Source organism: uncultured Mucilaginibacter sp., from assembly GCF_937859865.1.
Lineage (GTDB): Bacteria > Bacteroidota > Bacteroidia > Sphingobacteriales > Sphingobacteriaceae > Mucilaginibacter_A.
In genome coordinates this window covers 1-20,021 of the sequence record NZ_CALMAT010000090.1, presented here as the reverse complement: position 1 = coordinate 20,021, position 20,021 = coordinate 1, and the positions used below count along the sequence as shown (strand labels likewise).

The following is a 20,021-nucleotide window of genomic DNA, read 5'->3' as shown; positions in this document are numbered from 1 at the left end:
GACCTAAAGCGGCGGCAACGCGCGCACTTTCTGTGCTCGAACCCAAAACCCAGATCGGGATATCCAAGCCTTCGCCCGGAATTGCCCTTACTTTACCGTTGCTGTTTTCTGCGGAAAAGAAATTTTGCAGCTTTAAAATATCTTTAGGGAAGTTATGCTCGGCGTTAAAGTTTTCCCCACGAATTTCCATTGCAGTTAGCTGGTCTGTTCCCGGTGCGCGGCCCAGACCCAAATCAATTCTGCCGGGATACAAAGAAGCTAGCGTTCCGAATTGTTCTGCCACAATTAACGGTGCATGGTTTGGCAGCATTACGCCGCCCGAACCAACACGGATAGCAGAAGTTCCGCCGGCGATGTAACCAATTAAAACCGAAGTTGCCGAACTGGCCACGCCAGCCATATTGTGGTGTTCGGCCAGCCAGTAGCGTTTGTAACCTAATTTTTCGGCATGTTTGGCCAACTCCAAACTGCATTGGAAAGTAGTTGCAGGCGTTGTGCCTTGCACCACAGTTGCCAAATCTAAAACCGAAAAAGAAATATCTGATAATTGCTTTGCAGCCATTTTTATTTGCATTAGGGATGTTTAAAAAACAAGCTCAGGTTTAAAATAACCTTTCTTGTTGCTTTAATCAAATTTAAAATTAAAAAAGGGCAGGAGCAGGGATGAGTTGGTTATTTGACTTGCAATCCACACAATTGTGCTTATTTGAAATTAGATGACAATTGTAGATTATACCGATGAGTAGATTCTTACAACCAATGATTTTTATGCGATAAAAGAAGCATTCGGAAATGAGTTTAAGTAAGTTATTATAAGAAAACATTTACCCGGCTTTCCATATATTCTTTTGCAATCAATTTAAACAAGGTTTGGTTTTCAGCACATTGGTCAAAACAATATTGAATATTTTCTTTTACAATAATATCATCCATAGAATTTGCAATAGATTTTAGCAGGTGGAAATAATGGCATTTTACCACTAAAATTTGTTGCAAGTGAAATACCAGCGCCAGGTCGTTAGATAGCTTGTGCTGATTTTCGTCTTCATGGTAGTAATTAGCCAATTGGAAAATATCATTAGCAGTAGGGCTGCAATTTTTTGTAGGTTCTTCTTTTAACTGCAAAAAAATAGTTTCCACATGGTCGGCCTGTTCATAAACTTCTGATAAAAGCTCTTCAACCACATTATGGAGGTCGCCATAATAAGTTTTATCTGCCAAAACGGGTAAATTTTGGGTGAGGCTTTGTAAGATGGAATAAATTTCGTTGAGGTTGAACAAGAAAACTTTGTTAAGGGAATTTTCATTTAACTGCAGGTTTCCACACAAAAAGGGTTTTTCCATTATTTTAATTTTACTAATGCAAAAGCATCATTAACAAATAGAAATTAACAGATCGGCAAATAACACCAATCAGGTTTAAATATTAAAGTATTATTGTCTTATAAAGGCTTACTAATAGCTAAAGTAGAATATTTTTAATTATTAATAAATTATTTTTATAAATAATATTAATTACATGTGTAAAACCTTAAAAACGCTTTTTGAAATTTATAGCAACAAGCTTTAAGATTCCATAATTGTTTAGATATTTTTTTAGATTTTTTAATAATTCTCAAAGCATTTTTGTAAAATTGCAAGTCTAAAAGCAGCGCCTATAGCTCAGTTGGTTAGAGTAGAAGACTCATAATCTTTTGGTCCCTGGTTCGAGCCCAGGTGGGCGCACAAAACGTACCTTAAATGGTTTTAAAAAGCCTGTAAATTAATTGATTTACAGGCTTTTACGTTTTTAGCCATATCAAATTAGATCAAACTTTCTCAAGGTTACCAGTTCCGAATAACCCAATATTTTAATTGTATCCACTGGTTTTAATAAGCAAAGTAGCTCGTACAATCTATCCAAAGTCTTTATCCCTCCAAAAATTTCGCTTGTTCCCCATGAAGCGTCTTTAGAGTCATACTACCTGCAAATAATTTTGTATGTATAGAAATAGTGTTCTTGTCCATCAAATCTATTTTCAGGTTTTGGAGCTTCTGATAATGGCAACTTTACAGGAATAGAATTATTTAAGCGTTGTTTCTAATGTTTTTGCATTATTTAATACTCTTTTTATAACAAAAAGTAACCGTCTGAAAGCAAGTATCTCTAAAACTTTTAATGGTAACGATTGCGTAAATTTTAAAATTCATTTTGGACTTTTTATAGATATAAAATACTAATATCGTACCCTATAAACCAATTTCTGCATGTTAGTATTCATTACCGCTATGGTAAATCCGTAGCTCTCCCTTACCGCTGAAGGAGACGTGGTTAAGATTACAACAACCCGGAAAGGTAAACAACAGCCAAATAAACCATTTAAAACAATGCAAGTTAACAAGACCATCCGCATCCTGATATTAATCGCCTTTGTTAGCTTTCACGCTGCAGCGCAATCTGCAAAGTTCCCAACGGTTAGCGCACCGTTCCAAATAACCAGCGGTAAAGAACATTTATTTGCCAGTTATTACGGTATTAACTCATGGAGCAAAAACGAGCGGTACGCAACCGTATTAGAAACTGATGTGAGGGATAGGATACCAACCATACAAGATACCGCCGCGTTGGGTTTGGTTGATATGCGGACAAATAAATTTATCAAACTTGCAAAAACCACTGCCTGGAACTTACAGCAAGGCTGCATGGCGCATTGGCTGGCAACCAATCCCGATTCGGTTATTATTTATAACGATATGCGGAAAGGGAAATATGTTTCGGTCATATTAAATGTATTGAACCGCAAAGAGCTTAAAGTTATCCCTTATCCTGTTGCTGCGGTATCGCCTGATGGGAAGGAAGCAGTGGTTATCAATTTTTCGCGCCTGCGGATAACCCGCACGGATTATGGATATGATGGTAGTGGGCAGGATGCGCAACCCAAGGTACAGTTCCCAGATAATGACGGTATATTTTTATTGAATCTGGAAACCGGGGCCATAAAATTGATCGTTTCACTTGCGCAATTAAAAAGCCAGGTACCCGAAATTAAAAGCAATAACGGGATAGAGTACATTGGGCATACACTATTTAGCAAAGGTGGCACAAAGATATTCTTCCTGGCAAGGGCCATACCTGACTGGAACACTACGGCATTTACGATCAACAAGGATGGTTCTGACCTAAAACGCTGCTTCCCTGACAACTGGGGCGGGTCGCATTTTGATTGGTTGAATGACCAGCAATTAATGGTGACTGCTATGTATAATGCTAAACAAAATAGTCATATTTTATTTACCGCAGGGAATAATGATTACCGTAAACTGGGCTGCGGAAAACTGGACTATGACGGGCATGGCACATTCTCGCCAGATGGAAAATGGTTGGTAACCGATACCTACCCGGCGAAGAACCGCGAGCAAAGTATTTATCTTTTAAATATGAAAACTGACTCGGTACTTACGCTTGGCAAATATATTGAACCCATAGAATTTAAGGACGGCTGGCGCGCAGATATCCACTGCCGCTGGAGTCCTAAAGGAAATCTGATTGGCTTTAACTCAACGCACTCGGGCAGCAGGCAGGTGTATATCATGAAGGTGAAAGAATAAATGGTTTAAACTACACCGTCAATGTATCAAAACGTTACCAAGATTTAGACAAAGTATGAAAATAATAAGAAGTCTCCTTATCGCTGGGTTGATCTTACCGGCCCTCACTTACGCACAAAATAGCGTTCGTCTCACCAGTTATGTAAACCCGCTGGTGGGCACCACGGTATTGACTGACCCGAAACTGCTTGGCTATGAACCGCCATGGCGTACTTGGAACGGCCTTGACGGACCGGCTGCTACCACGCCATTTGGTATGGTACAGGCAGTTCCGGTTACTACTTATGGCAGTGGCAGCGGTTACGAGTACGAAGTGAAAACGATTAAAGCTTTCGCCCAAACCAGCGGAACCGATTGGGGGCAACAGAACATCCCGATTATGCCGCTGGAAGGCACCAGCTTCACAGCCGATGATTTTGCTTCGACCTTTAGCCATGCAAATGAAGTGGCACGCCCCGGTTACTACCGTGTTTTGCTGGAACGCTATAATATCAACGCAGAGCTAACCGCTACTACAAGATGCGCGTACTATAAATATACTTACCTGCGCGGCCAGGATAAAAAGCTTGCCTTCGACCTTGTACACTCAGGTGGCGGCAGCAGTACGTGGGAGATTAACCAGGCCGGCGATTACGTAGTTACCGGCAAACAGGATGGCCTATATTTCTACGCCGTCATGAACCATAAAATCAAAAGTATTGATATCAACAAACGAAACCCTAATCAACCCGACATCCCCCGTAGCGGACAAGGTGCGGGCGGTCAGCGAAAATTGACCGGCAATATTGATGTCCCTGTTATCAGTTTCGAAAATGCTGATAAACCACTGGAGCTTAAAATTGCTATTTCAAGCGTTAGCGCCGCCGGAGCAAAATCTAATTATGATATTGAAATAGCGAATAAGAACTTCGATCAGGTTTATAAAGAGGCTGATCAAAAATGGGAAAACATACTGGGAAAGATCAAAGTTACCGGCGGAACACAAAAGCAAAAAACAATGTTCTACTCCTGCCTTTACAGGCAGTTTTGGTACCCAAGTATTACCAGCGACGCTAATGGCAAAATAGCGATTGGCGGCGGCGGCAGAAGGCAAGGTCAGGGTACAGGTGCGGTGGCATTTGCACCACGTGACTCGGTTCCCGGATTTGATGTATATCAAGGCCCTGGGTTATGGGATGTTTTCCGTACACAATTGGTTTTGCTTAACATGGTTCGGCCTGATATCAGTAATAATGTTATCAAATCTATGCTTCTGGCAGGTGAGCGTTCGGGTTTCCTTTCCACTTCGTTTCATGGCGATTTCGCTTCAAGTTATATCGCCGGTGCCTATGCGCGCGGTGTAAGGGGTTACGACGTACAGAAAGCCTACCGTTTGATGCTTAATAACGCCAATACCCCTTCGGGTAATGGTTTAAGAACCCCAAGGCCGCATAACGACGATTATCTTAAATTGGGTTATGTGGCTGAAATAAATATTTCGAACCCGACAACCGAAACGGTATCTACCGCCGGAACTACCAAAACGCTTGAATTTGCTTATTCTGATTACTCGGTAGGGCAGATGGCAAAAGCGCTTGGTGATAAGGCTATGTACAATACTATGATGCAGCGCAGCCAAAACTACAGGAATGTATTTGACCCTCAAACCGGCTTTATGCGGGGCCGCTTGGCTGATGGTAAATGGGTTACACCGTTCAATCCTTCATATCCTTACTACGAGTTTATGTACCGCGAGGCAAATGCCTGGCAGGCATCCTTCTTTGTACCACAGGATACTAAAGGACTTATTTCTTTATATAAGAGCCCAAAAGACTTCGAGCTTAAACTGGATTCGCTTTTCACTATTCCTTGGGGCGGCTACGCAAAAGATAACCTGTCGTGCTTCCTGGGACAGTTTTGCATGGGTAACCAGCCCGACTTTAACTACCCTTATTTGTATTATTTCATAAACAAACCAGAAAAGTCGCAGGCTATATTGACCAAACTATTATCAGATTATTACGGCATGGGGCCTGAAGGGCTTGCGCTGGCCGGGATGGACGACTATGGTTCGCTTACAGGTTGGTATGTGTTTAATGCCATGGGCATATACCCTTATTCGCCAACAGACCCTGAATATATTGTATCAGTGCCAATTTTCGACAAGATTGAAATGCAGTTGGGTAACGGTAAAACATTTACCATCAACAAAAAAGGAGGTGGTAAAAACATTAGTAAACTTACTGTTGATGGAAAGCCGCTGAAAGGATGGTTTGTTAATTATAACGATATGAGCAACGGCAAGACGCTTAGTATTTATACAAAATGACCCTGGCCGATGTATTAGAGCCTGTTTAAATTTTATTCAATTTATTTTATATGCTTCTTTTATCCCCTAAAAATCATTGGTTTATTATATTTTTTGTATTGGCCAAGCATTTAAAAACAGAATTTATAGGCATAAAAGAAGCATTGGAAACTTTTACTGATAAAAATTTAAACAGGCTCTTAACCAATGTGCGCGACAGCTTTGGTAATAAAGCCTCCACGGCTACGATTGCAGAAGTTAAAGCCGTCCAAATCAAAAAACAATAAACTCGATAATATGAAAACCTTACTTCGGAACCTTCTTGGTTTGCTTACCTTACTTTTTTTAATTAATACTTTGGCTTTAGGCCAGGCGCCAGTTTACAACGTAAAGAAATATGGCGCCAAAGGCGATGGCAAAAATCTTGACACTAAAGCCATTGATAAGGCTATTACCGCGGCAAATGAAGCAGGCGGTGGTACTGTTTATTTCCCGGCAGGCGATTATTTATCCATAACCATCCATCTTAAAAGCAACGTAGCTTTATATATTGATCAAGGTGCAACCATCGTGGCGGCTACTCCCGGTGAAGGCGTACAATATGACCTGCCCGAAAAAGGTGAGAATGAGATTTATCAGGATTACGGCCACAACCATTTTCATAATAGCTTAATTGTTGGCGAAAACCTGCACGATATAGCCATCCTTGGTCCGGGCAAAATTTGGGGCAAGGGCCTCGTTAAAGATGAAGGCAAGCCCGGAACAAACGAAGGCCAGGGCAACAAAACACTGGCACTTAAACTTTGCCGTAATGTACTTTTACGAGACTTTACAATATTTCATGGCGGCTGGTTTTGCTTTTTACTTACAGCGGTTGATAATACAACGATTGATAATATTAAAATGGACACCGGTCGTGATGGTATTGACCTCATCTCGAGTAAAAATGTTCATATATCCAATACAACGATTAATGCGCCTGGTGATGACGCGTTGGTGTTAAAGTGTGATTATTCGCTAAACTACCCACGCGCTTTAGAGAATGTAACCATCACCAATTGCATAGTATCGGGTTATAATGAAGGTACATTTTTAGACGGAACTTATTTAAAGAACGGCAGAAACCATCCCCAAGGCCGTATTAAGCTGGGTACCGAGTCAAATGGAGGCTATAAAAACATCACCATAACTAACTGTATTTTTGACCATTGCAAAGGTCTGGCGCTTGAAACTGTTGACGGCGCAGTATTAGAAGATATTACCATAAGCAATATCACCATGCGTGATATTAACAACTCACCCATCTTTGTAAGGCTTGGTGCTCGCATGCGCGCGCCAAAAGATTTTCCATACAGCACTTTGCACAGGGTGATCATAAGCAATATCGTAGCTTATGACGTAAGCGGTGAGCAGGGTGCTATTATTAGCGGCATACCCGGCCATGATATTGAAGACCTTACCCTAAACAATATTCATATTTATTATAAAGGCGGTGGTACCAAGGCGCAGGCAGCCCGCGAGGTAAAGCCTTTAATAAGGGATTATCCCGAGCCGGATTCATTTGGTATCACACCCGCTTACGGCTTTTTTATCAGGAATGTAAAAGATCTAAAAATGAGCGATGTGGAAGTGAGCTATATGAAAGAGGACCTGCGTCCTGCCTTCATTCTAGACAACGTAGATGGTGCTGATTTTCAACACATCAGCGCACAGAAAGTCGAAGGAACACCAACATTTGTACTTAGTCAGGTAAAAAACTTCAATATTTTTAATAGCCCGCAATTGCTAAACACCAAGTTAGCGCAGGCTGATAAAAAAGAATTATAAGAGCCGGTTTAAATTTTGTTCAATGTATTTTCCATGCTTCTTTTACCACCTAAAAATCATTGCCTTATTGTACTTTTTGTATCAAAGCGGATCCGGAAACAAAATTTATAGGCATAAAAGAAGCATTATGATTTTTTATGACAGAAATTTAAACAGGCTTTAAACCATTAACCAAAATTGTGATGAGACCTATCAAAAATTTTATGCTGGCTGCGCTATGTGTAGCCGCAGCTTCAAGTTCCGTAATTGCCCAAAAGAAAAAGTTATCGGCAACACCTTGTATGGATGTGCTTAACCTCTTTACGGCGGCTAATGTACCGGCTATGGCTCCCGAAGAAGAGCTGGCGCCCCTAATTAATTCGACCGAGGAACCACCTGCTAATTTGCCCGGAAAGGGCTTGGCGCAACACCCCATGCTGTACGTTGGCGAAAACTGCAATCGGATGTCGCTGGTTAGCAATGGCAAAGTGATTTGGACCTACAATACCGGCAAAGGGCCTGAGTATGATGATGTGTGGATGCTATCAAATGGCAATATTTTGTTCACACGCATGCAATACATCGCTTTAATGACACCTGATAAGAAAATACTTTGGCGTTACGATTGCAACAACTCTAAAGGCATGGAGCATACCGAAGTGCATGCCTGCCAGCCAATTGGTTTAGACAAAGTTATGTTTGTAGTGAATGGCCTGCCGCCAAAATTATTTGTTGTTAACATTAAAACAGGAAAGACCGAGGTAGAACATGTACTTCCGTCTAACCAACCGGCAACAGTTGGCGATATTCATCCGCAGGTTAGACGAGCCCGCATTACCGCACAGGGGACATATCTTATTGCTTTACTTAACCAAGGCAAGACTGTAGAATATGATAAAGACTTCAAAGAGATCTGGAGCTACAAAAGCACTAAACCATGGGCTGCTATACGATTAAAGAACGGCAATACCTTAATAACCGACGAGGCAGAAAACCGCACGTTCGAAGTTAATAAAAAAGGCGAAACGGTATGGAACTTCGATTGCAAAACCGATCTGCCTGCCGAATACCAATTTAAATCGGCACCGCAAACCTGTACCAGGTTAGCCAATGGCAATACGATATTTGCTTCGCGCGGCCAGGGTGGTAAAGGCCCTCAATTGATAGAGGTTACCAAAGACAAAAAAGTAGTTTGGGTACTGCAGGATTATAAAGCGGTGGGCGACGGTACTGCATTACAGGTTTTAGATGATCCGGGTATCCCTGAGATACCAGGTCAATCCGAGCATTAATGTCAAGCTTGCCGCAAATTGAGATCAACATTAGTATAGGATTAGCAGCAATAGAAGCACTTGCCACTTTAGTTAAACTTAATTGACAAGTGCTTCACTTTTCGAACACTTATTTTAGAGTTTCGGGTTTAAACTTATTTGCCATGCTTCTTTTACCACATAAAATTCATTGTCTTTTTGTGGTTTTTGTACGTTTTAAATATACAAGTACACCAAATTTACAGGCATAAAAGAAGCATGGTAAAACTTTGCTGTTTCTAAACTCGTTTTAAGTCTTCAGGTAATGCAAACCATATACCGGGGCAGGGGTAATGTTCAGGCTTTGAAAAACACCTTTTACCGAACACACCACATTAAAACTAAAGACACGATAATTGGAAAGTTCTCGTTAGGCATTTCAATAAAGAATTGTTTAAATACAAACAAAATGGCAAGCCGAATTAGAGAAAGTGAATACCCGACCGAGTGAATACTCCTGCCGAATAAATCAGCAGGAGGACACTTTTAAATGGTTTTCACTTACAAAAGAGGTGGTATAGCCGGGCTTATAGGCACAACTAATACCGTTGGGCCTTCCTGCTTAAATGCGGCCTCCATGGCTGCAGTTATTTCATCCACCGTATCGGCATTTTTAGCAGTACAGCCATAACCCTGCGCCAACTGCACAATATCTTTTCCCGGAATGTTTAATCCTGGTACGTCAGGTGTTTCTTGTGTTACGGCAAATGCTTTCAAGATGGCATACTCGGCATTGTTTGGCACCACCACCAACAGATTCAATTTGTGTTGTGCTGCAGTCCATAAACATTGAACAGAGTATTGAAACGAGCCATCACCAATTACCGCAATTACTTGCCGGTTTCGGCCTGTTTCCCGTTCGGCTAACGCAATACCAACGGCAGCAGGCAATCCAAAACCCAAACCACCGCTTGCCATCGTAAAGAACGACAATGGCTCCGTCACTTTCCATTGTTTATGCAAGTCTCCAAGGTTAGAAGGAGATTCTTCAACCATCACCGTATGTTCGGGACGTAACTTGTTCATTGTAGCAAACAAGGCGGCAGCGGTTAAGGGGGAGGTTATTTCTGGCACAGCAGGTTCGGGCATAGGTGGCAAGGGTTGCCTGTCTGTAGTATAGCCTTCTATTAAACTATTCAATCCTTCAAGGGCCAGGGCCGGATCGGCAAGCACTGCATTGCCTACGGGCGCGCGAGCGGCTTCGTCCGGATCATCAGTAATATGCCACAAGTTTGTGCCGTCGGGCAAATAGTCGCCTGCCACATAAGGATAGTAGCGAAACACAGGGGCACCGAAAACAACAACCAGATCGTACCCTTTTAATTGTTCGGCAAGCGGCGCAATAGCGAATATTAGTGCCCCACGATATAAGGGATGGTTTTCCGGAAAAGCAGTGCGCTCGTTTCCGGGTGGCGCAAACACTGCACATTTTAGGGTTTCAGCAAGTTTGACACCAGCATCCCAACCGCCGGAGCGATCTACGCCGGCACCAATAATTAAGGCAGGGTTTTTGGCCTTTTTTAAAGCTTCTGCAATGAGTTGCAATCTCTCTGGGTCCGCAGCAGTACGCATGCTTACGGAGCGTATCTGAACCGGCTTGCCTGCGGGTTTAGCCCAATCATCTAATGGCAACGCAAGGTACACTGGGCCTTGTGGCGGTTGTACTGCCGTAGCAAAGGCACGCATGAAAGTGCCGGGCACGTCTTCAGGCCGTGATGGCTGATAAGCCCATTTTACCCAGGGACGGGGCAAAATGGTAGGGTCAAGGTTGGTTAGCCAAGGTTCAAGCAAAAGCATTTCACGGGTTTGCTGGCCTGCTGTTACAATAAGGGGCGTTTTGTTTTGAAAAGCTGTAGCCAGGTTGCCCATTGCATTGCCGGTGCCAGCCGCGGTATGAATATTAACCATGGCCGGCTTGCCGGTTGCCTGTGCATAGGCATCGGCAATTGACATAACCGATGCTTCTTGTAAGGCAAGGATGTATTTGAAATCGGCGGGATAATCCATAAGAAAATTTTCTTCAGTGCTGCCCGGATTGCCGAAAATGGTGGTAATGCCCAGTTCCCGCAATAATTCAAAAGTTGCTTCTCTGACGTTTTTCATTTTGTTCGTTTTTTTAAGGTAGAATTTATTTTGTTTGTTCTGTTTTATGTATTGCCTGTTATTTTAACAATGTAGAAATCCATACCCATAAAGGCAACACTACAATCATGGCAACACTCGTAACAAAAAGGGTTGCCGCGGCAAGTGATTCCGCTACCTTATGCTTCGAAGCAAGCAATACCCCAACTACGGCGGGAGGTAGCGCAGTGGCAACCAAAGCAGCGTTTCCTATTGTGCCCTTTACACTAAACAACAATAGCAGCACTAAAAATAATGCAGGTTCCACAATCACTTTTCCTAAACTTATCAACCACGTCTGTTTCGAAAGCGTTATTTTATGAGCGGATAGAACCATCCCTGAAGCAAAAATAGCTACGCCTGATGCTGATACGCCCAGCAGGTTAAGCGTATCATCGGCAAGGGCTGGCACGTGTACGCCAAAAATCACCAGCAGTACACCGGCTAATGGTGCCCATACAAGAGGTGATTCCAGGGTTTTAACTACGATGTTGTTTTTCTTTCCAGCCTGCTCAGGTTGCTTTCCAACCTGCTCGGGTTGCTTTCCGGCCTGCCCAGGTTTTGGTGGGGTAGTTTTAGAAGCAGCAGGATCGCCACCAGCTGATAGTATGGCAAGTGTAACCGGTGTTAACGCGAGATTGCAAATTAAGGCGACGATACCCACAGTTATGGAGCTATCTGCACCAAATAGCGGTTGAAGCACTGCCACGCCATAAACCGGGGCCGCGGGAAAGCTTACCAACAAAGCAACAACTGCTGCACCTTTGCTGCCTAATGTTTTTGATCGGCGCGCAAGCATGTAAACTATCCCATAAACAAGGCAATAACAAATCAACACGGCCAATAGCAGTGGCCCTTGTTGAAACAACTGTTCGTGGCTTACCTTGGTCATCCCTACAAACAATGCAGCTGGCAGGGCATAATTCAAGGCCAGCGTGCTGAAACCGGATGCCTGGTCCTGATCAAAATTATGGTCCCGGCCTGCCCAATATCCTAAAAGTAATACAAAAAGTACCGGCACGAGTGCTGCCGCAAGGATTGCGATGTTGAAGTGTGTTTGCATTTTTAAATTAAATCAGTATAAAAAATATTAAAGCCTTTTCAAGTTTTGCCTGATTAAGTCCCCATGCTTCTTTTACCACCTAAAAATCAGTACACTTATGTTTTTGTCATGCCAAACTTGTTTCAGGAAAAGTTTCTTAATACAAGATAGAGGCAATGTAACTTAAAGGCAAACCATTTAACTTTGTTTCAAATCGTGTGTTATATTTTTCTTTATAGTACCAGCAAACCTAATTTATAGGTATAAAAGAAGTAGGTTGTGTTTCTAAATGTATGATGGGCTAAAATAGCAGCGGTGCTGCCGGAGTTGGTTGTGAAATCAAACAAAACAGTTGGCTGCCCCCGCTGTCCTAATGGAAAGGCAGTAAAAAACGGAAAGAAAAAGACAGGTTTTCAAAATTTGCTTTGCAAGACATGTGGGCTGCAGTGCTCAGAAGTATTTTAAGCATGGGCAAATCTTCTGAAATCAGGCCGAAACACGAGTCGTACCATCTGGTGCAGATAGACGAACAGTGGTCATATGTAGGCAACAGGCAAAAGAAAGTGTGGCTACTGTATGCCATTTGTAAACAAAGCGGTGAGATCCTGACGGCAAACTGGGGCAAAAGGAATAAAAAGGCTATAAAAGCTTTGCTGAAAAAGCTCCAGGAAGTGGAAATCAATTTTTATTGTACCGATCATTGGGGTGCATTTGCACAAGTGTTGCCAAAGGAAAAACATTTGATAGGCAAAAAATACACGAAAAAGATCGAAGGGATAAACACTTGGTTCAGGACAAGGCTGAGATGGCTGACAAGACGGACAACCTGCTTCTCAAAAAAGCTGCTTTACCATTACGCAATTATGAAAACAGCCATCTATGAACGAAATATTAGATCATCATACATTTAGAAACACAACCAAAAATATTTGGGCATACCAAATTTATAGGCATAAAAGAAGCATTGTAAAAATTTTATGATATAAATTTAAACAGGCTCTAAGCAAAGCAAACATGCTTTGCTTCTATTTGCTCAACCTGTTTTACTTTTAATGATTTAAATTGATAATAATGCTTCTTTTATCACCTAAAAATTAGATTTTTTGATTCGGAAAAATGAATAATATATCACAAATTTAACCGATAAAAGAAGCATTGTTGTTTATTTAAACTTCAAAGCCAGGGTTACAATATCAGAATTTAGCCCGGTGGAACGGACGTAATGGCCGTAACGCAATTCGAGCGTGTTCAAATGCTGCCAGCCAAACACGCCTTTTGGCGGCGCAAACCGGATACCTGTACCAAAAAAACTGCTGTTTAAAGTTGACAAATCGTAATCGCTGGTGTAATAAACATCGGCAGCGTTGTGCTGGCCGTAAGGTGCAAAGTAACGGGTGCCAGTTTGGTTGTTGTAGCGGTAAAAAGGGCTTATAGAAACAAAAGAAGTCAGTTTTACAGGCACTTCAATTTCGGCCGTGTGCGCCCTGATGCCCCAGTTGTCCATATAATACCGGTAAAAAGTGCGGATGATAAAACGGTCGTCTAAAAAGTAGTTTAAACGGGCGGCGATGGGCAGTTTATAGCGGCTACCCGGCAAATTTTCCACTCGTTCAGATCCGTCTGTAAAATAATCGCGCTGGTATTTGGTGGCCAGCAGGCCATGCTGGTAAGACGGTTCTACAATGATCAAGCCTTGCAAGCGGGCATTGATGACGTGCGACAACGAGAACGAACTGCTGAACGAGTTGCGGGGCGAATAATCAACCGGACGGTTGTCCCGCTCAGAGCCGGAACCATAGCCCGCTGGCCGAAGTTCTACCGGCAAAATCACTTTCCAGGTATCTAAAAACGCCTGCAGCCGCAGGTCAAACTGCGTGTTTTTATCTTTGGAAGAACGGGTAAGGTTAAAGCCACCGCCAAAGGATTGGTAGTCATACTCATGCGAGTAAGAGCCGGTAAAGCCCAGGGCGTTTCCTGTTTTTTCGTTGGAAGTTGTCCAGTTAAGCGAAGGGTAAACGCGCGTGTCTGACCTCGAAGCCGAGGAAACACTGTTTGGGTCTATTTTATCGGAGGAAGCGGAAGTGTAATGGTCAACGCCCAACTCAAACAAAAACGTGTTCTTTTTTCCCTGCTTGCTGTATTTCGACATTTGCAAATCAAGGGTATTGGCAAAATCTGTCAGGTTTTCTGTCCCGATGCCGCCTGTTACAGCCGAGTGGTTCCCGTCCTGGTGGTAATAGCCGGTTACAAAATTCACCTCATCCAACTTGAGCTTACGCGGTTGATAGTTAGAACTGTCTGTTGCTGTTTGCGCAAACGAAGCGGAAATACTTAAGTACAAGCTTAGTACGCATAAATATATTTTTCTCATTTCTTATCCTGCGTAATTAGTTACAGCCACAGCCGCCGCCACTTTTGCCACCGTTGGCACCCGAACCACCTTCGCGGTACAGTTGAAAACTTTGCTCAAACTTTTGGGCTTTGCGCGCCGAAAGCTCCATTTCGGCATCGTTGATGCGGTTTTTTTGGTAAGGCTTTACAGAAGTGCAGGAAGCCAGGCCAAAAAGCAAAGCGGTAACTGCCAAAGCAATTGGTTTAATGAAAATTCGTTTCTTCATTTTAGTTTTTAATATTGATATTTTTAGAAGTATAAACCTGGTTGTGGTCGTCAATAACCACACAAGCAATCTGCTGCAGTTGGTTCATCAGGTCAAGGCCTACTTTAACACCCATTACCATTACCGGCGTTGCCATGGCATCGGCCAGTTCTGCACTTGGGCAAATGATGCTCACGCTTTTAATGCCGCTCACCGGCATCCCGGTTTTTGGATCAATGGTATGCGCATATTTCTTACCATTGATTACCGCATATTTCTCATAGTTGCCCGAAGTGGCAATGGCCATGTTGCTGATATTTAAGGTGGAAAAAGGCTGCATCTTTTGGTCTGGGTCGGCAATCGCAATCGTCCAGGGCCTGCCATCGGGCTGCGTTCCCCAGGTTATCAAATCGCCGGAGGCATTTACAATCCCGCTTTGTACATTTTGTTGTTTTAAAATATTTTTAGCACAATCGGCCGCATAACCTTTTCCAATGCCACCGAAACCAATTCGCATACCTGCTTCTTTTAAAAAAACAGTTTGTGCCGCTTCGTCCAAAATCACGTTGCGGTAATTGATCAATTTTACCGATTCCTGCGCCGTTTTTTTATCCGGTAAAGCCTCCATGTTCACATCAAAATTCCACAAGCTTTTATCAATAGAACCGTAAGTAATATCAAAAGCGCCCTGCGTTAAAGCCGATATTTTTAATGACCGTTTGATCAGGTTAAAAACCTCTTCATCCACTTTTACCGGCTGGATGCCTGCATTACGGTTGATCTCGTTCGTCTGGCTGTCCTCGCTAAAAGTGGTCAGCAGCTTTTCGATCCGTTTAATTTCGTTTACTGCAAGCCCGATTTTTTCTTCTGCCCAAACTTCATCATCGCCAACCACACTGATTTCAAAGCGGTTGCCCATGAGTTTTAACATCCGCTTATAAACCTTGAGATCCATACTGTTTTTACCGGCTATTTTTTTGTGCCGATTTGATCTCTTCCACAAATTGGGCGGGAGAAACATCCGGATAGCCGTCCCAGCGCTTCAACACTTTCCCATGCTCATCTACCAGCAACGTAAACGGAAACTTGCCATCCGGGTTAAACTGTTCCGCCAAAGCTTCGTTCCGCTTTACCTGCGCTTTGTCCAACTGGTTCTTTTTTTGCCGGGGAAAATCAGCCCGCACCAATAACAGGTTTTCTTTGGCATAATCTTCAAACGCTGCAGATTCTAAAATTTCTTTTCGTAAACGGATACAGGGCCCGCACCAGTCGGAACCAGAAAAGTTGACCACGATGAATTTATGCGAAGCCGATGCTTCTTTTACGGCATCATTATAGTTGCCCAGCCAAATTACCGGCAAGGCCATCAAATGGAACAAGGTGAAAAAAAGTAATTTTATCATGATCAAGAATAAACTTTTAAAGAAGTTCCGGTAAGTGTAGTATTATAAGTAGTTAAAGGCCTATTTGCCGGTCCGTTGGTAACAGCCCCCGAATTAGAAAACGTAGCGCCATGGTTGTTACAATAAAACCTGTTGTTAGAACCTTGGTAAACTAAACCATAATTTTCGTGTGTGCAGGATTGTTGTACGGCAATATAAGCGCCTGCTGTGGTACGGGCAACGATCACGCCGTTTGAAACCAAGTAACCGCCATTGGTAAGCAGTGCGGCATTGGCAGAAGAGGACAAATCGAGTGTAAAATTAACACCCGTAGGTCCGTTTGCTGTGCCAGATGATAAATTGTCCGAACTTTTTGAACAGCCTACGCAACTTAATATTGCAAAAGATGCCGCACTTAACCCAATACTCGCCAAAAATTCTTTTCTGTCCATAATTTAATTTTTTTTAAAGCTACTTAGTGAAAGATTATACAACGAGCAGTATTGACAAACGCAATATTTAAATCGACGAACGGTCTTTTTGTACCGACAAAGCACGAACGTTAAACATCCTTTTAAATTATTCTTGAAAAAATGCCCATGCTTCTTTTACCATGCAAAAATTGGTATAGTAACAAAAAAATAAATTTAGAGTATAACACTTACTGTTTTTTACCTGCTAAAAGAAGCATTCAAAATACCCTTTTTATAATCTTTGGCCCAAAAACTTTTGTTGGCCAAAGGTTGTTTCCCTGTCAACTATTTCTCATCCAAAAATGAAATACCGGTTGGCCCGATTTCTCCTGATCTTATTTTTGCTGCAAAGCACAGAGTTGGGCGAGTTCCTTAAATTTCCTTTGCTGTTGCAGCATTATGGCCAGCATGTGCGGTTACATCCCGGCACTACGGTCATCGGTTTTTTAAAAATGCACTATTTTGATAAAACCGTTGTGGATGAGGATTACGCCCAGGATATGCAGCTCCCTTTTAAAACGTTGGACAACCATAATTTAACTATCCAATTGTCCATGCCTCCGGTTGCTGTTGCTATTGCATGTCTGCACCCTTTTCACCTCGAACCAAAAATTGTTTATTATTCTGCTTTCGTTCCGCACACTTTTTCCGGCAAGGTTTTTCAGCCTCCAAAACCAGCATAAATTTTTTAACCATTTTCTACTGATAAAAACAGTAGTATTATTTTTAATTTAAGCTGATAAAAAAATGATTGATCGAATTATAGATTTCTCGGTCAGGAACAAGCTTATCATAGGTTTATTGGTGTTGCTGATGAGTGCTTTTGGCATTTATTCGGCATCGCGTTTGCCTGTAGATGCCGTTCCTGATATTACCAACAACCAGGTGCTGCTCATCACCGTTTCGCCATCGCTGGCCGCACCGGAAGTAGAGCGCCTGATCTCCATGCCGATAGAAAGGGTGATGGCTTCATTGCCCGAACTGAAAGAAATGCGTTCCATTTCTCGTTTCGGCCTGTCAAACGTAACCGTTGTTTTTAATGATGATGTAGATATTGCCCGCGCCCGCCAACAGGTAAGCGAACGGTTGGGCCAGTTAAAAGGCGTTATCCCAACAAATATTGGCGAAACCGATATGGGGCCGGTAACAACAGGTTTGGGCGAAGTTTACCAGTATTACGTAGTGCCAAAACCCGGGTACGAAAACCGCTATACGTTAACCGAACTGCGCACTTTGCAGGAGTGGATTGTGCGGCGGCAATTGCTGGGCGTTCCCGGTGTTGCCGATGTGAGCAGCTTGGGCGGAAAATTGAAACAATATCAGGTGGTCATCAACCCCGAACGTTTAAAAGGCATGGGCATTACTTTGGATGATTTGTACAATGCCGTGCAGCAAAACAACGAAAATACTGGCGGTGCTTATATCGAAAAAGGGCCAAACGCTTATTATATCCGCACCGAAGGCATGGCTTCTACCTTAGAAGATTTACGGAACATGCCGGTAAAAAACATCCACGGACTTCCATTAAGATTAGGCGAAGTAGCCAATGTGCGCGAAGGCGATGCACTGCGTTTCGGTGCAATGTATAACGACCATTACGGCGAAGTTGCAGGCGCCGTGGTACTGATGCTGAAAGGCGCCAACGCCATGCAAGTGGTAAAAGATGTAAAGCTGCGGGTAGAAGAAATCAAAAAACGCCTGCCCGAAGGTGTAACGATTGTGCCTTATTACGAGCGCAGCAAAATGGTGGGCAATTCCATTTCTACGGTTAAAAAAAACCTGATCGAAGGTGCATTGATCGTCATTTTTGTGCTGGTTATTTTTCTGGGAAACCTGCGTTCGGGGCTGGTGGTTGCTTCGGTTATCCCGCTTTCGATGCTGTTTGCACTCATTATCATGAACCTGTTTGGCGTTTCAGCCAACTTGATGAGTTTGGGTGCTTTGGATTTTGGGTTGATTGTAGATGGCGCCGTGATTATTGTAGAAGGCGTGATGCATCGTTTACGGGATAAAATTGAGGCACATCCCGGAGGCGATTTTTCTCAGGACGAAATAAACGAAGAAGTGAAAACCTCTGCTTCACGCTTGATGAATGCGGCTATTTTCGGACAAATTATTATCCTCATTGTTTACCTTCCTATTTTAAGTTTGCAGGGGATTGAAGGCAAAATGTTCAGGCCGATGGCAGAAACCGTGGCCTTTGCACTGGTTGGCGCTTTTTTACTTTCCATCACTTATGTGCCGATGATGACGGCATTAACATTGAGCAAAAAGGCAAAACGAAAAGCCAATTTTGCAGATAAACTGATGGCTTTCGTCCACAAATATTATGCGCCGTTATTAGAAAAAGCTTTAAAACATGCCAAAATGGTTATGCTGATTGCCCTTGCGCTGTTTGCTGTTGCTTTTTTTATTTTCCGGTCTTTAGGCGGAGAATTTATCCCGCAACTGGAAGAAGGGGATTTTGCATTGGATGCCCGTTTTTTGCCTGGCACATCTTTAACGCAAACCATTAAAGGGATGCAAATGGCTTGTAACGAACTGAAAAAGTTTCCGGAAGTACAACAGGTAACCTGCCGGATCGGTTCCGCAGAAATCCCAACCGACCCAATGTCTTTGGAACAATGCGATGTTTTTATCATCCTGAAAGATAAATCCCAATGGAAAACGGCACATGATTATGCCGGTTTGGAAGATGCTTTTGGTAAAGCGCTTGCCCAAATCCCAGGCTTAAATGTTGGTTTTGAATATCCGGTGCAAATGCGTTTTAACGAGCTGATATCCGGCGCAAAGCAAGATGTGGTGGTTAAAATCTTTGGCGACGATTTGCAGCAGTTGTCCAACCTGGCGGGTAAGGTAAGCAGCATTGCCGGCAAGGTAAAAGGCGCGGCAGATATTTATACCGAAAAAATAACTGGCTTGCCGCAATTGGTGGTGCATTACAACCGTGCCGCTTTAGCGCAATACAACCTCAGCATCAACCAGGTAAACCATGTGTTGAATGCTGTTTTTGCCGGTGAAAAAGCAGGGAGCATTTACGAAGGCGAACGGCAGTTTGATGTGATGCTGCGGATGTCGGACACGGCGCGTTCCAACTTTAACAACCTGGACCAGTTGCAGATCAATACGCCCGGCGGGATGCAAATTCCTTTAAACCAGGTTGCAACCATCAGCATCAAAGACGGGCCAAACCAGATTCAGCGGGAAAACGGGCAAAGGCGCATTTCGGTTTCTTTTAACGTTCGCGGCCGTGATGTGCAAAGCGTGGTAACTGATTTGCAGCAACAGATCCAGCAAAAAGTGAAGCTGCCTGCCGGTTATTACGTAGATTATGGCGGCCAGTTCGAAAACCTGAAATCGGCAAAAAAACGATTGGCAATAGCTGTACCGGCTTCGCTGTTGTTTATACTGGTCC

17 protein-coding genes and 1 tRNA gene are annotated in these 20,021 nt (G+C 43.0%); 9 read left to right on the top strand and 9 right to left on the bottom strand.

What is annotated here, in order from left to right:
• Together Q0192_RS09460 and Q0192_RS09455 are read right to left on the bottom strand one after the other, a co-directional pair.
• Positions 1 to 562 (bottom strand): MsnO8 family LLM class oxidoreductase (locus Q0192_RS09460; protein WP_299289237.1); only part of this gene is annotated, 562 nt, incomplete at its 3' end.
• Positions 563 to 810: 248 nt separating this feature from the next.
• A complete protein-coding gene (locus Q0192_RS09455) occupies positions 811 to 1,344 on the bottom strand; it encodes a DUF892 family protein (RefSeq protein WP_299289236.1) in 534 nt (177 codons plus the stop codon).
• Between the two features lie 307 nt (positions 1,345 to 1,651).
• Between Q0192_RS09455 and Q0192_RS09450 the strand changes: the two genes are divergently transcribed.
• The 6 genes from Q0192_RS09450 to Q0192_RS09425 all read left to right on the top strand — a co-directional run bounded on the left by Q0192_RS09450 (position 1,652) and on the right by Q0192_RS09425 (position 8,973).
• Positions 1,652 to 1,725 (top strand) — tRNA-Ile (locus Q0192_RS09450).
• A gap of 642 nt (positions 1,726 to 2,367) precedes the next feature.
• Entirely contained in the window at positions 2,368 to 3,588 is a 1,221-nt protein-coding gene (locus tag Q0192_RS09445) for a hypothetical protein (protein ID WP_299289235.1), read from the top strand.
• A gap of 55 nt (positions 3,589 to 3,643) precedes the next feature.
• Positions 3,644 to 5,896, top strand: a complete 2,253-nt coding sequence (locus Q0192_RS09440; RefSeq protein WP_299289234.1) for a GH92 family glycosyl hydrolase — start codon at positions 3,644 to 3,646, stop codon at positions 5,894 to 5,896.
• 98 nt (positions 5,897 to 5,994) lie between these two features.
• A complete protein-coding gene (locus Q0192_RS09435) occupies positions 5,995 to 6,162 on the top strand; it encodes a hypothetical protein (RefSeq protein ID WP_299289233.1) in 168 nt (55 codons plus the stop codon).
• A gap of 10 nt (positions 6,163 to 6,172) precedes the next feature.
• The gene (locus Q0192_RS09430; protein WP_299289232.1) at positions 6,173 to 7,702 is read left to right on the top strand and encodes a glycoside hydrolase family 28 protein; all 1,530 of its coding nucleotides are present in this window, start codon (positions 6,173 to 6,175) and stop codon (positions 7,700 to 7,702) included.
• Between the two features lie 182 nt (positions 7,703 to 7,884).
• Positions 7,885 to 8,973, top strand: a complete 1,089-nt coding sequence (locus tag Q0192_RS09425; protein ID WP_299289231.1) for a PQQ-binding-like beta-propeller repeat protein — start codon at positions 7,885 to 7,887, stop codon at positions 8,971 to 8,973.
• A gap of 519 nt (positions 8,974 to 9,492) precedes the next feature.
• On the opposite strand, the gene mdlC is transcribed toward Q0192_RS09425, so the two are convergent.
• A complete protein-coding gene (gene mdlC, locus Q0192_RS09420) occupies positions 9,493 to 11,094 on the bottom strand; it encodes a benzoylformate decarboxylase (protein ID WP_299289230.1) in 1,602 nt (533 codons plus the stop codon).
• A gap of 58 nt (positions 11,095 to 11,152) precedes the next feature.
• A complete protein-coding gene (locus Q0192_RS09415; protein ID WP_299289229.1) occupies positions 11,153 to 12,175 on the bottom strand; it encodes an AEC family transporter in 1,023 nt (340 codons plus the stop codon).
• Between the two features lie 413 nt (positions 12,176 to 12,588).
• Here Q0192_RS09415 and Q0192_RS09410 point away from each other — a divergent pair, with 413 nt between their 5' ends.
• Positions 12,589 to 13,065, top strand: coding sequence for an IS1 family transposase (locus Q0192_RS09410; RefSeq protein ID WP_299289228.1), 477 nt, complete (start codon positions 12,589 to 12,591; stop codon positions 13,063 to 13,065).
• 251 nt (positions 13,066 to 13,316) lie between these two features.
• On the opposite strand, the gene Q0192_RS09405 is transcribed toward Q0192_RS09410, so the two are convergent.
• From Q0192_RS09405 to Q0192_RS09385, 5 genes are read right to left on the bottom strand one after another with little or no spacing between them, the layout of a single operon-like run.
• A complete protein-coding gene (locus Q0192_RS09405) occupies positions 13,317 to 14,525 on the bottom strand; it encodes a DUF3570 domain-containing protein (protein ID WP_299289227.1) in 1,209 nt (402 codons plus the stop codon).
• 16 nt (positions 14,526 to 14,541) lie between these two features.
• The gene (locus Q0192_RS09400; protein ID WP_299289226.1) at positions 14,542 to 14,772 is read right to left on the bottom strand and encodes a DUF4266 domain-containing protein; all 231 of its coding nucleotides are present in this window, start codon (positions 14,770 to 14,772) and stop codon (positions 14,542 to 14,544) included.
• Position 14,773: 1 nt separating this feature from the next.
• Positions 14,774 to 15,706 (bottom strand): FAD:protein FMN transferase, encoded by a 933-nt coding sequence (locus Q0192_RS09395; protein ID WP_299289225.1) that lies wholly within the window; start codon positions 15,704 to 15,706, stop codon positions 14,774 to 14,776.
• Between the two features lie 7 nt (positions 15,707 to 15,713).
• Positions 15,714 to 16,154, bottom strand: coding sequence for a thioredoxin family protein (locus Q0192_RS09390; protein WP_299289224.1), 441 nt, complete (start codon positions 16,152 to 16,154; stop codon positions 15,714 to 15,716).
• Positions 16,155 to 16,156: 2 nt separating this feature from the next.
• Positions 16,157 to 16,585, bottom strand: coding sequence for a Rieske 2Fe-2S domain-containing protein (locus tag Q0192_RS09385; RefSeq protein WP_299289223.1), 429 nt, complete (start codon positions 16,583 to 16,585; stop codon positions 16,157 to 16,159).
• Positions 16,586 to 16,908: 323 nt separating this feature from the next.
• Here Q0192_RS09385 and Q0192_RS09380 point away from each other — a divergent pair, with 323 nt between their 5' ends.
• Together Q0192_RS09380 and Q0192_RS09375 are read left to right on the top strand one after the other, a co-directional pair.
• Entirely contained in the window at positions 16,909 to 17,289 is a 381-nt protein-coding gene (locus Q0192_RS09380) for a hypothetical protein (RefSeq protein WP_299289222.1), read from the top strand.
• 64 nt (positions 17,290 to 17,353) lie between these two features.
• The coding region (locus Q0192_RS09375; RefSeq protein ID WP_299289221.1) for a CusA/CzcA family heavy metal efflux RND transporter at positions 17,354 to 20,021 on the top strand (2,668 nt) is incomplete at its 3' end.